Origin of the sequence: Hydrogenophaga sp. SL48 (genome assembly GCF_021729865.1) — a bacterium.
In the GTDB taxonomy this organism is placed as follows: domain Bacteria; phylum Pseudomonadota; class Gammaproteobacteria; order Burkholderiales; family Burkholderiaceae_C; genus Hydrogenophaga.
Genome location: NZ_CP063400.1, coordinates 46,205 through 58,146, shown reverse-complemented (window position 1 = coordinate 58,146; position 11,942 = coordinate 46,205). Strand labels below are relative to the sequence as shown.

General features: G+C 61.4%; 11 protein-coding genes. 2 read left to right on the top strand and 9 right to left on the bottom strand.

Annotated features, from left to right (window positions below):
* The first annotated feature begins 74 nt into the window (after nucleotides 1-74).
* A complete protein-coding gene (locus IM738_RS00265) occupies nucleotides 75-857 on the top strand; it encodes a fumarylacetoacetate hydrolase family protein (RefSeq protein ID WP_236963907.1) in 783 nt (260 codons plus the stop codon).
* A gap of 68 nt (nucleotides 858-925) precedes the next feature.
* On the top strand, nucleotides 926-2,098 hold the full coding sequence (locus tag IM738_RS00260; protein WP_236963906.1) for an ABC transporter substrate-binding protein: 1,173 nt from the start codon (nucleotides 926-928) through the stop codon (nucleotides 2,096-2,098).
* 203 nt (nucleotides 2,099-2,301) lie between these two features.
* Here the strand turns inward: IM738_RS00260 and ppc are convergent, their stop codons facing one another.
* The 9 genes from ppc to IM738_RS00215 all read right to left on the bottom strand — a co-directional run bounded on the left by ppc (nucleotide 2,302) and on the right by IM738_RS00215 (nucleotide 11,921).
* Complete coding sequence (gene ppc, locus IM738_RS00255) at nucleotides 2,302-5,058, bottom strand: phosphoenolpyruvate carboxylase (RefSeq protein WP_236963905.1); 2,757 nt, start codon at nucleotides 5,056-5,058, stop codon at nucleotides 2,302-2,304.
* 877 nt (nucleotides 5,059-5,935) lie between these two features.
* Nucleotides 5,936-6,109 (bottom strand): DUF1508 domain-containing protein, encoded by a 174-nt coding sequence (locus tag IM738_RS00250; protein WP_236963904.1) that lies wholly within the window; start codon nucleotides 6,107-6,109, stop codon nucleotides 5,936-5,938.
* Between the two features lie 19 nt (nucleotides 6,110-6,128).
* Nucleotides 6,129-6,788, bottom strand: a complete 660-nt coding sequence (locus IM738_RS00245) for a glutathione S-transferase family protein (RefSeq protein ID WP_236963903.1) — start codon at nucleotides 6,786-6,788, stop codon at nucleotides 6,129-6,131.
* Nucleotides 6,789-6,793: 5 nt separating this feature from the next.
* Complete coding sequence (locus tag IM738_RS00240) at nucleotides 6,794-7,624, bottom strand: amidohydrolase family protein (protein WP_236963902.1); 831 nt, start codon at nucleotides 7,622-7,624, stop codon at nucleotides 6,794-6,796.
* Nucleotides 7,621-8,370 carry an RraA family protein gene (locus IM738_RS00235; protein ID WP_236963901.1) on the bottom strand — a complete coding sequence of 250 codons (750 nt, stop codon included), beginning with the start codon at nucleotides 8,368-8,370 and terminating at the stop codon, nucleotides 7,621-7,623. The genes IM738_RS00240 and IM738_RS00235 overlap by 4 nt, the downstream gene beginning before the upstream one ends.
* Before the next feature lie 17 nt (nucleotides 8,371-8,387).
* A complete protein-coding gene (locus IM738_RS00230) occupies nucleotides 8,388-9,347 on the bottom strand; it encodes a dipeptidase (RefSeq protein ID WP_236963900.1) in 960 nt (319 codons plus the stop codon).
* A 1,325-nt stretch (nucleotides 9,348-10,672) separates the two neighbouring features.
* Nucleotides 10,673-10,978, bottom strand: coding sequence for a DUF3861 domain-containing protein (locus tag IM738_RS00225; protein ID WP_236963899.1), 306 nt, complete (start codon nucleotides 10,976-10,978; stop codon nucleotides 10,673-10,675).
* A complete protein-coding gene (locus IM738_RS00220; RefSeq protein ID WP_272907738.1) occupies nucleotides 10,945-11,364 on the bottom strand; it encodes a DoxX family protein in 420 nt (139 codons plus the stop codon). Before IM738_RS00220 ends, IM738_RS00225 begins: the two co-directional genes overlap by 34 nt.
* A gap of 86 nt (nucleotides 11,365-11,450) precedes the next feature.
* A complete protein-coding gene (locus IM738_RS00215) occupies nucleotides 11,451-11,921 on the bottom strand; it encodes a cupin domain-containing protein (RefSeq protein WP_236963897.1) in 471 nt (156 codons plus the stop codon).
* Nucleotides 11,922-11,942: the final 21 nt, after the last annotated feature.

The following is an 11,942-nucleotide window of genomic DNA, read 5'->3' as shown; positions in this document are numbered from 1 at the left end:
AAGATCATGGTTTACCCGAACACAGATTTCTGAGCTTTCTTGCTAACGTTCGCACTCTTTGGCTGGAGGTATATATGTCGCAAATGCGTGTGGCTCGCTATGAGCTCAAAGGGTTGCCGTACTACGGTGTGCTGAAAGGAGATGTACTGGAGCGCTTGATCGGTGCGCCATTCGATGGCGTTGTGTTCAGCGGTGAGCAGGACAGACTCAGCGATGTTCGTCTGTTGGAACCTGTCCATCAGCCCCGAATCTTTGGTGTCGCCTACAACTACAAGGCGCACTCAGCTGAGACCAACAAACCAGTACCGGACCTACCCGTGCTGTTCATGAAGCCAAGCACGGCAGCCATTGGTCCTGAGGACTCCATCCTCTATCCTCCCGACGGTGAGAACATTCACTTCGAGGGAGAACTCGTGGTTGTGATCGGCAAGCGAGCCCGCCACGTGAGTGAGTCCAATGCCCTCGACTTTGTGTTTGGCTACACCTGCGGCAATGACATCAGTGATCGCGTGCTCCAGCGCCGCGAGAGCGCATTCGGGTGTCTGCTTGCGGGAAAGGGCTCTGACACATTCGCCCCACTCGGGCCGTGGATCGTCACCGGGCTCGACCACGCAAGTCAACAGGTCATCACGCGTGTGAATGGTGAAGTACGGCAGGACGGCAACAGCAGGGATCTGGTATTCCCAGTGCCCTATCTCGTTGCTTACCTCAGCAAGTACATGACCTTGCTCCCAGGCGACGTGATCATGACCGGTACGCCAGCTGGCGTTGGACCCATTTCCGTCGGCGATTCGATCGAGGTTGAAATCCCCGAAATCGGCGTGCTCCGCAACGTGGTCGTCGCTGACTGCGGATGAGACGCGGTGAGCTGAGCCAGCCAACTCGAACAGCCGAGACGCCAGAAGGCGCTTGGAAAGAACTCAACATGAATGCCTTGAAATCACGTTTGACTCTGCAGCGCCCGGGCAAGCTTTTCCATCGTTTGGTAGCGCGCGCCGCCGCAAGGGCGGTGGCGACTGTCATCGGCTTTGCCTGCCATGGCGCCGCTTGGTGCGTCGAACCGATTGTTGTTGGCCAGACATACATCGGCAGCGGGCCGGTCGCCAACTTCTCGACCGAGCCGCTGCTCGGGATCCGCGCAATGTTGACCCAGGTGAATCACGCTGGCGGTATCGGCGGGCGCCCAGTCGTCCTCAGGCAATTCGACGACGCGAACGTCGCGGACAAGGCCGAATCGAACGTTCGACAACTCGCGAAGGAAGGCGCCGTTGCGATTTTGATGCCGATTGGCACGCTCCCGTCTGTCGGTACGATGAAGGCCGCCGCCGTGCTCAAGGTTCCGGTGGTCGGGCCTTACACAGGAGCACAGCAGGTCTACGCTGCATCCACGGGGATATTTCCCGTTCGCATCAGCTTTGCAGACGAGGCAACGCGCATCGTCAACCACATGGCGCTGATCGGTCAGACGCGTATCGTGGCTGTGAGAATCGACAACACGGGAGCCAAGGTTCCGATCGAGGCGGCGAGGCTGTCGCTTCAGGAACACGGCAGCAACTTGCTGGGAGAGTTTGTGCTGTCGCAGGACGGTATGGACGCCGACCTGGTGGCGAAACAGGTCGCTGCGCTCAAACCCCAGGGAATCTTTATGTCAGTGTCCAATCTGGTAGCCCGCAATTTCATCGCTTCCTATCGATCGACCGGCCAGACCGCCCAGTTCTACAGCACATCATTTTTGAACGGAAGCCAACTCCACCAGGACCTCGGAGCAGCGGCCAGAGGCGTGGTGATCATGCAAGTTGTGCCGTCTCCCCAACTTTCCATCCCACTGGCAGCCGAGTTTCGTGCGTCCATGTCGGCGATAGGTGCCACCAACTCGATCACCTATTCGAGCTTCGAGGGTTACATCGCTGCCAAGATTCTCGTGGAGGCATTGCGCAAGTCCACTCCGCCATCACCGGATGCCGTTCAAAGGGCATTGCTGTCCATGGATGGGTACGACCTGGGTGGTGTTTCGATCACATTCAAACGCCAGGGACAGGGCGCGCTCAACTACGGCAAGCTCTCCATGCTGGGGGCAGATGGCCGTTTCATACACTGACGCAGCAGCAACACGTTTTCATCGTTGAGGACTGTGTCGGGTGCTTGCATGTGGAGAAGGTCTTAGCCCGTCTTCGAACAAAGCCTCAATTTCAAGTCACCCTCTTTTCAATGCAACTGATCAACGACTCCATCGTTCAAAGAGTCTGAGTATATAAGGCGTGTTTTGAGCAACGTCTGCACACGCAACAAGCATCCGTGTGGCTACCCCGTATTTCTCAACCCAGCTGCAATCCCGTTGATTGATAGGTGTATACCGAGTTTGACCTGCTCGCAGCCAGCCCCCTCTCTGTAGCGGCGGATCAGTTCGACTTGAAGGTGGTGCAACGGGTCGATGTATGGGAATCGGTGGCGCATGGAGCGCTGCAGCGCTGCGTTGTTGGCCAGGCGCGACCCCTCTCCGGTGATCTGGGACAGAGCCTGTGAGGTGCGGCGCCACTCGGCCTCTATGGCGGTGAAGACCTTCTTGCGCAGGCGAACGTCAGGCACCAACTCGGCGTAGCGCGAAGCCAGGGCCATGTCACTCTTGGCCAGCACCATGTCCATGTTGGACAGCAGCGTGCGAAAGAAGGGCCAGTGAAGGTACATGCGCCTGAGCTGAGACAGGCCCTTGGGATTTTGCGCGAGATATGTCTCCACAGCCGATCCAAAGCCATACCAGCCGGGCAGCGTGACACGGCACTGGCCCCAGCTAAAGCCCCAAGGGATGGCCCGCAGATCCTCGATGCGCTGGCTGGGCTTGCGCGAGGCCGGACGGGAGCCAATTTGCAATTCGGCGATCTCGCGCAGCGGAGTGGCGCTTAGAAAGTAGTCGGCGAAGCCGGGCGTTTCATACACCAGCGCTCGGTAGGCCCCCATACTCAAGCGCGACAATTCAGCCCCCGTGTCCAGGAAGCTTTGCCGCGCAATCTGGGTGGGTTGCAGCAGGGTAGCCTCCAGCATGGCGGTCACAAGGGTTTCCAGATTGCGTCGGCCAATGTCGGGGTTGGCGTACTTGCTCGCGATCACCTCACCCTGTTCGGTCAAGCGGATCTGGCCGCGCACTGTGCCCGGTGGCTGGGCCAGGATGGCTTGGTAGCTAGGACCACCGCCTCGCCCCACCGTCCCACCGCGCCCATGGAACATGCGCAGGCGGATGGGTTTTCCGGCTGTCGCCAACTCATCAAACAAAGCCACCAGCGCGATCTCAGCCCTGTAGAGCGACCAGCTACTGGTGAAGATGCCGCCGTCCTTGTTGCTGTCCGAGTAGCCCAGCATCACATCCTGCTCGTGATACTGGTGTGAGTCACCGCGCGCGATCATGGATCGCATCCCGGGCAGGCCATAAAAGGTGCGCAGGATCGTGTCGGACTGAGCCAAGTCCTCGATGGTCTCGAACAGCGGAACGACGATCAAGTCGGCCACCGCGTTCTCGCTCAGCAGGCCCCGCAGAAGCCCAACTTCCTTCTGAAGCAGCAGAACCTCCAGCAGGTCACTCACCGTCTCGGTGTGGCTGATGATGTAGTGGCGTATCGCTTGGGCTCCATAGCACTCGCGCAACGCGCGGGCGGCTTCAAAGATGGCGATCTCTCTCGTTGCCAGATCACTGTAGGAGACACCGGGCACACGCAGTGGCCGTGCATCGTCTAGCAATCGCAACAGCAGATCGCAGCGCTCGGCCTCTTGTAGCCCTGTGTAGTCGGGACACAGGCGGGCACTGCTCAACAGTTCGGCGACCACTGCCTCATGTTGGTCCGAGCTCTGGCGAAGATCGACGGTGGCGAGGTGAAAACCGAACACCTGTACCGCGCGTATCAACGGGCGCAGGCGCTGATGGGTCAACGCCTCACCATGGCAGGCGATCAAGGAGTCCTCGATAACGCGCAAGTCGGCCAGAAAGTCGTCTGAGCTGTCGTAGGCACTCTGCTGGGCTACAGCATGGTGTGCGGCCTCTCCGTAGCTCAACTCTCGAAGATTGGCGACGAGGCGCGCGTAAACGCCAGTCAATGCGCGGCGGTAGGGTTCGTCTCGGCGATGAGCGTTGGTATCCGGCGAACGTTCGGCCAATGCCTGCATTTCGGGCGTCACGCTGGTCAGCATGGCCGACATGGACAGCTCAGTGCCCAGCAGATGCACCTCAGTCAGGTGATGGCGCAGCGCCACCTCTGCCTGTTGCGACAACGCCAACCGCAGCGTCTGGGCATTGACGTTGGGGTTGCCGTCGCGGTCACCGCCTATCCACTGTCCCATGCGCAGGAAGGGCGGCACCGGCGAGTTCAAGCCCAAGCCCTGCTCCAGTTCGTGGTAAAGGCGCGGGACCTGGCACAGAAAGGTGCTTTTGTAGTAACTCAGCGCATTCTCGATTTCATCGGCTACGGTGAGCTTGGTGAAACGCAGCAGCCTTGTCTGCCACAGTTGGGTCACGCGGGCACGGATCTGGACTTCGTTGTGTGGACGCTCGGCGGGTAGCAGGGCGTCGCGTTCCACCAACAGCGAGGCAATGGCGCGCTCAGCATCCAGAATGCTCTTGCGTTGCACTTCAGTGGGGTGGGCTGTCAGCACCGGCGAGACGTGGCTGTCGGCCAGTGCAAGTGCCACGTCGGCCGGGTGAATGCCCGCCGCACGCAGGCGCTGCAGCGTCAGGGGTAGGCTGCCTTCCTGTTGCCGGCCAGCGCGTTCGTGAATGGCACGGCGGCGGATGTGATGACAGTCCTCCGCCAAGTTGGCCAAGTGACTGAAATACGTGAAAGCGCGTATCACGCTGACCGCCTGATCACCGCTCAGGCCCTCGATCAACTTTTTGAGTGCCTGGTCGGCCTTGGCCTCGGCGCGATGACGGAAGGCCACGGCGAGCTGACGGATTCGCTCAATCAGTTCAAAGGCTGCCTCGCCTTCCTGCTCTCGGATTACGTCACCCAGAATGCGCCCCAGCAGACGAATGTCATCTATGAGGGGCTGGTCCTTATGGTCTCTTCGTTCCATCTATTTTTCAAAGTTCTCTGTTCACTCACCACGACGGGCGAATCCGCTTCACCGCTGACGACTTGTACCTAAAAGGCTCGACACCTTGGAGCCAAAGATCTATACCCAACAAGCAAGCAGCAATCACCCACCCAGGCTCAGTCTCTTTCATTTCGTACATTTTATGCTAACGATAGCATAATGGCATCTCATCATCCTATGCGTAGGATCAAAAAACAATCGCAATTGGACTTTCGCAACGCCGGTGGGCAACGGATAGGCATGGTGCGAACGCGGTACCAAAGACATCCACAACGCTGGCCGGGGTCGACGCTGTGCCCGTTCGCGTGTCCAGCGGCTCGTGGCAGACACAGGGCAATAATGCGGATCACTTGAACAGAGGCGGCGCAATGCTTTGCCGCTGCTGCCAAGGGCTAGGCCAGCGACGCACTGGTGGCGCCACGGCGCAACTCGATGCAGATGTCCGCCGGTGCAGCTTCGATGGGGACAACGCCACCGGCATGAACGTAGGGGCCTGCAGATCGGCGCTCGGGCCAGGCGGCGACGCTTGTGCACCACATTGGCGTTTATGCCGTGCGACAGTGCCGTGCTGCCCACCGAGGCACTAGGCAGTGTGCACTCGGCCTAGATCTGCTGCTTGAGATCGGCGCTGTGGCTCCAACGGGTCTTGTTCTTGACTTCGACCATGGTGTCCACCTATCGATTGGTGGACACCATCGTTGCCGCTTACGGCAAGCCATTCAAGTTGACGTGCGCCTCCCTTCAAGGAGCTGCTCCAGCATGATCGAGGGAAGTGGGAGCCAGCGAGCTGAGCTTGGGAAGGAGGATGTTGCCCGCGGTGAATCGCCCGGGGCGGTTCACCCCGAGACCGGCGGGCTCATCTTTGGGTGACCTCCGCGTCTCTGCAGTTCCTAACCAGCTCGATGGCGGCCAAGCAGTCAGCTTGGTTGTAGTACTTCTCAACGCTCTCAGCGACCTTGCGGCGGTCTTCCCCGTAAAGGGTCCAGCGCCAGAGGTTCGAGCTTTCTTCGCGGTAGTAGATGAATTTCATGGGATTCTGCTCCTGGGGATTAGCGAGGGGTCTCGCCCTGCATCGTTTTTTGCATGGACGGACGTTGGGCATATGTGTCGTACCACTTGGCGAGGCGTGGTGCCGGATTGCGCCAGTCGTCTTCCGGGAAGCGGAAGTCGGACGTCGCGCAGGCGCACGCCACTGCGATCTGCCCCAGATCCGGCTCATCTCGAAAGTCACCACAGATCTTGTCGAGGTACTCGTAGCAGCGGTCCTGGCGATCCATCATCTTGCGCACGAAGCTGCCCGAGAACTCCTCGGGATTGGGCGATCCTTCGCGCTTGCGCAGCATCTCTGCTCGCCGCAGCACTTGGGCCTCCATCAAGCCATGCGTGGCAATGGAGACAACGGAGAGAATCTCCCAGCGCTCTCTCCCGCTTTGCGGGCACAGCCGGAAGTTGCCGAGTTCGTCGTTCAGGTACTCGCAGATGGTGGACGAGTCGGCCAGGCGCAGCCCATCCTCGGCCAGCAACGCCGGAATCCTGGCGATGGGGGAGGCATCAAGAAAGTCTTCCCGATACGGTGTGGTTTCGGTTCCCCAGTTGTGAGGCCAGTTGGTGGGGACCATCTCGAAGCGGTCTTCCAGACCCAATTCGATGATTGTGACGCGGCACTTGCGCGTGAAGTGGGAAGCGGGGGTGATGAAAAGTTTGTTCATGAGATTCAATGGCCGAAGTACAGCCGCAGAGCCGTTTCAGAGATTTTCCGCCGTTGCAGCGGGTCGGGGACGGCGTCCAGGAAGGACCTGACGGCTTCGCCGTAGGCGTAGCCTTCGTGCGCCGCCACGAAGGGCCAGTCGCTGCCCCAGAGCACGCGATCCGTGCCGACGGCGGCGAGCAGCGCGGCGCCAACTTGCGGGGCCGTGTCCCCAAGGCGGTGCCAAGCGGCCATCTTGACCCAGGTGCGCTGGTTGTCGACCGCGCGTACTGCCGCTTGAAAACCGGGGCACCGGGTTCCGAGTTCGGGGTCCGGGAATCCGAAGTGATCGACGACCACCTTCGCGGGGCAGTCCGACAGCGCCTCCAGCACCGGTCCGAGGCGCTCGCCACCCAGCAAGATCTGGACGTGCATGTCGAGATCTGCAAGTCGCGCCAGGAACAGGCGGTACTCGGCCGAACGCAGGTCCGGCAGTTCTTGCTGCATGAACCACACCCAGCGGACACCGACCACCCCGTCGTCTCGCATCCGGCGCAGGATGTAGGGATCGACGGTCGGTCCAACGATGACCGTGCCGCGCAGCCGTGGTGACGCGCGCAGGGACTGGAGGGTGTACTCGTTGTACTCTCCGAACATGCTGGCCGCAGCAATCACGCCAAACGGAATGTGGTGCGCATCCAGCGTGGACAGGAAGTCTTCGACCGGGGCGGGCTTCTCCACTTTGCGCCACGCATCCTTTGCTACCGGCATGGCGGTGGTATAGATATGGGCGTGCGTGTCCACCAGCGGCAGCTCCGCCACGCCTGTGACATCGGACATGCTGTCGGTGCTCTTCATTGTTGCGGGTTGAACTTGTAGACGTGGGTGCGCTGGGCCAGCTCGGGCACCGGCACACCTGCGCGAATGTCGGCGTACCGCCTGGCCTCGCCGGCCGCGATTTCGTGGGCGCGCCGGAGTACCGCTTGCACTACATCCCGTGGGATGAAGCAGACGGCGCCCTCGTCGGCCACCACCAGGTCACCAGGCCGCACCTGAACCCCAAGAATCGTCACGGTTCCGTTGATGGCCACGGTCTCCAGGCGCCACTTGCCAGTGATCGAACTGGGCCCACGCGACCAGATGGGGAACTGGTGCTCGCGTGCGTGCTGGACGTCCCGGATGCTGCCGTCGATGATGGCGCCAACCTCGCCCTGGCGTTGTCCGATGGTGACGGAGAGGCCGCCCATGTTGGAAATGCCCACCACGCCCTCGATCACCAGGACGTCGCCCGGCTCGGCCAGGTTGTGTGCTTCGATCTCCGCCATCTTCGAGACCCGCTCCTTTGCACCGCGGTAGGCGTTGTCCCGCTGCTCGACATTGCGAAGCGTGAGGGCAGGCCCCACGATTCTGGCGGAGGAGAAATTGGGCGGCAGCTTGCAGCCGGGTACCACGGTGTCGATACCCAGCTCGTCCAGCGCGTCGGAGACCGTGCCGGTGAGGTCTTCCAGTTGATGGAAGCCGTCGATGATGTCCCGGTCGTAGCGCGGGATGCTCAGTTGCAGAACTGCTTCGCGCGGAATCTTTCCCAGGGGTTGCTTGGTCATGTCGTCTCCTTGGTTTGTCATGACAGGACGGTTTTGAATACGCGCATGAAGTTACCTTGCGCGATGCCTTCGACCTGGGTCCGGGTCAAGTCCTGAGTGAGCAGGGATTCGAGCAGCTCCTGCTGTTGCTGCAGGCTGTCCACAGGAAAGCGCCAGGGCCAGGTACCGTACACCTCAGGCTTGCGCAGGAACTCCTGATACCGCTCCGCAGGCTGGTCGGTGATGAAGTCCGAGCCAATGCCCACATGCTCAGCGCCGATGCGCTTGACGCAATAGGCGATATGGGCGATGACGTCCTTGGTCGTGGGCGCACCCTCCTTCGGCATCCGAACCAAAGGCGGCAGATAGGTGAGCCCAATGACGCCGCCGTTTGTCTTCAGCGCGTCGAGAAGTGCGTCGGACTTGTTGCGCATGTTCGGGCAGACCGTGAACGCGTTGGCGTGCGTGACAGCGACGGGCTGCTTGGACAGCGTCGTCGCCTCGACGCCCGAGCGGTCTCCAACGTGCGACAAATCGATCACGATGCCGAGTTCGTTCAATGTCACGACGAGTTCGCGCCCCAAAGACGACAGGCCGGCATCGGCAGGTTCCGCACATCCGTCACCGTAAAGGTTGCGGATGTTGTGTGCGATCTGGATCACACGCACGCCAGCGTCATGGAACAGGCGCAGCAAGTTCAGGTCGCGCTCGACGCCAGGGACGTTCTGGTAACCGAGAACCACAGCGAGTTTTTTGTCGGCGCGTGCGCGCTCGAAGTCGTCGGCCGACTCCACCATCCTGATCAACCCGTCAAGCGTGCGCAGATGCGCGCGGTAATTGGCCAGTTGGTTCAGCGAGTGGCGCAGGTCGGGGACAGGGTTGATGCCCTGAAAGTTGTTGAGCGTGACATGAATGGCTTCCACGCCATTCGCCAGGCAACTCTCAGCATACTGGGCGGTCAGGCGGGACCCATTGAGAAGGTCGAAGATTTTGAACATAGGTGTTTCCGGTTGGTTCGGTTTGTCGATCCAATAAATGGACCTTGTGACGGATGAATTCTGAGAGTCATCAGAATTGCTGGCAAAGGAACATAAAAACGGTCCGAAATTTGGACCTTCTTTCACGCTCTTGTCTTGAAGGCTGGGCGGATGGCTCCCGAAGTTCAGGCTTCCCTTGCCTGTCGCTGAGCGCTGTACGACCTCCGCGGCGCAGCGGGGCGCAGGGAGCGATGTCGCCCATCGCCATTTGGAGGCGTGGACCGCTTAGATCTGAACCGGTGCTGCCGCAGACCTCCCCATGGGCAGTCTGGGCATTCGCGCAGGTGGTGAATTTGGAGTCGCCGCTTGCGCGCATCGCGTCGACGGTCGCCGCAGTAGTGCCTCAACCAACGACTCGTTGATCCTGGTCGCGCTGTGGCTGTGGTGGCGGTGATGGCGTGGACGCTCCCGCGAGCTTGATCGACTGAGCGAGCGCCACGGTGCCTGCCACTGGACCCCACTGCTGACCAAGCACGATTGCATGCGCATGAAGGAGCGGGAGAACGCGTTGCACCACAAGAACAAGCCCCTGGCCGAGACCGCCGCATTGCCGGTGCCGTCACCACACCCATGTCGCCGGAGCGCTGCTGCACTTGGCTCCCCAGAGTGGGGGGCACCCGAGCGTGCAGCCCGCAGCGCTGGCCGCCCGCCAGGGGTGCATGCCCGGCGATGGCAGGCCTGCGGCGGTGTGCCCGTCACCAAGCCATGCCCTGACAGGCATCGAGCGTGCGCAGATCCTGTGAATGGCCGACGAGCTGCGCTTTGCGGACATTCCCCCGGCGCGCATCGCGCCGATGCTGGTCGAAGAAAGCGTGTAGGCGGCCAGCGGGTCGCGCCTACAGCGGGTGCTGCGCGGCGACAACGGCGCGGCACTTCAGGTGCCCACTGTGCTGGCGATGTTGCATGGGTTGGACGTCAAGCTCTCGTGCTCACGCAGGCGCGTGGATGTAGACAACCCCCGGTCGGATCTAAATGTGCGTGCCGTGCCGCCGTGTTTGGGGCTGACGCATGGTGGTCATGCGGACCTTGGAGGTGCAGCTCTGCCAGCACGCGGCTTCCTTGGGCTTCGAAGGCGGGGTGGGCGGCTGAGTGCGGTGCACAGCTCCGGCGCGCGGGCCCGCATGATCTGGAGTGAAGGCTCGATGGTGGGTCTGGAGTCCCTGCGTCGCGACGACTTCGGCGCCATCACGATGCACTGCGCGCCAGCGGACGGCACAAGTGCAACCTGCATCGACCCGTGTTGCCGGGCGGACGTGGACGACTGGTGTGCTGCGCTCCGGTCGGCTTCACGGTCCCGATTTCAACGCCCGTATGAAGTCGCCGAGCGCCGCGTGGATGCCGCTGAACAACGGGTCGCGCCGGTGCTCCAGCACCACCGCTGACATCAGCTTCAACCCAACGCCGAGCGCCGCGGCTTGCGTGTCCGGCAGGCCCGTCGATGCTCGCAGCCTTTCGACGATGCTCGCGATGTCATCGTGGTTGCTGTGCGTGAAAGCGATGGCGGCAGCACTGCAGCCGTCGCTCGGCTGCAGCGTCACGCGGTAGCTGTGAGCGCCCTTCATGCCGGCGTCAGCACCGGGCTGCGTTTCCATGCAAGCGCGCCGTCGCCGACCAACCACTGCACCAGCGATGCAGCAGCCAGGAACGCGGGATACTCCCAGCCGCCATTGGGGCTGGTGTGTTGCCATCCATTGGGCAGATGGATCCACGCGGCCCCCAGCAGCAGCGGGATCAACACCAGTGCCGCCTGGCGCGCATACACGCCGAGCAGCAACGCGAGCCCCCCCAGGAGTTCGGCAGCGAACACGGGGTAGGCGAGCATGCCTGGCAGTCCCATGGAGGCAAAGAACTGCGCGGTGCCGGGCAAAGTGAACACCAGCAACTTCACCAGTGCGTGGGAGATCCACATGAGACCCAGGCTTACGCGCAGGACAGTGGCGCCCCAGTTTGCGGCGTGGGAAGGGGTTTGCGTCGTCATCGTGCTCAGATCCGTGTGTTGATTTAGTGGGGATTTTTGTCGGTGTGAAACCCCTCGGCCAACAGGGCGAGCGGTTCGTTCGTGGGCTATCCGCCCGGAACCAGAAACGTCGATTGGTGCTCGGCCGAAATGTCCACCAGGCGTTTGAAGTCGGGTGCGGTTGGCGAAATCTCGCGATCGAGATGCTCGAACAACGGCTCGAGCGTCCCGCAGCTACCGATGTTGAACATCTGACCGCCACCCTCACCAAAACAGAACGAGTGAACCGTGCCCGCCGGCAAGTGCACCAGCGTCCCGGCTCGGGCGACAAGCTGTTGCTCCTGATCGCCGGTACCGAACTTAAAAGCGATTTCGCCGCGCGTCACATAGAACGACTCGTCCCACGGGTGATGGTGCGGCGGCGGACCACTACCTTCCACGCCGTCCTGCAGCAAGGCTTCAAATGTGCCTGTCTTCTTGGCAGAGGCGAGAACCGTCACATTCACACCGACAACGTGGAGCGGGCGAGGGTAGCTGGCAGGTTCGGTGAAGAAGGCGGGTCGTTTGGTGGGGTCCATGAGTTGTCTCCTGAAAATATT

Coding starts and splice junctions, on each gene's coding strand:
- IM738_RS00265 (WP_236963907.1), top strand. CDS start 75: ATGTCGCAAATGCGTGTGGCTCGCTATGAGCTCAAAGGGTTGCCGTAC.
- IM738_RS00260 (WP_236963906.1), top strand. CDS start 926: ATGAATGCCTTGAAATCACGTTTGACTCTGCAGCGCCCGGGCAAGCTT.
- ppc (WP_236963905.1), bottom strand. CDS start 5,058: ATGGAACGAAGAGACCATAAGGACCAGCCCCTCATAGATGACATTCGT.
- IM738_RS00250 (WP_236963904.1), bottom strand. CDS start 6,109: ATGAAATTCATCTACTACCGCGAAGAAAGCTCGAACCTCTGGCGCTGG.
- IM738_RS00245 (WP_236963903.1), bottom strand. CDS start 6,788: ATGAACAAACTTTTCATCACCCCCGCTTCCCACTTCACGCGCAAGTGC.
- IM738_RS00240 (WP_236963902.1), bottom strand. CDS start 7,624: ATGAAGAGCACCGACAGCATGTCCGATGTCACAGGCGTGGCGGAGCTG.
- IM738_RS00235 (WP_236963901.1), bottom strand. CDS start 8,370: ATGACCAAGCAACCCCTGGGAAAGATTCCGCGCGAAGCAGTTCTGCAA.
- IM738_RS00230 (WP_236963900.1), bottom strand. CDS start 9,347: ATGTTCAAAATCTTCGACCTTCTCAATGGGTCCCGCCTGACCGCCCAG.
- IM738_RS00225 (WP_236963899.1), bottom strand. CDS start 10,978: ATGGAAACGCAGCCCGGTGCTGACGCCGGCATGAAGGGCGCTCACAGC.
- IM738_RS00220 (WP_272907738.1), bottom strand. CDS start 11,364: ATGACGACGCAAACCCCTTCCCACGCCGCAAACTGGGGCGCCACTGTC.
- IM738_RS00215 (WP_236963897.1), bottom strand. CDS start 11,921: ATGGACCCCACCAAACGACCCGCCTTCTTCACCGAACCTGCCAGCTAC.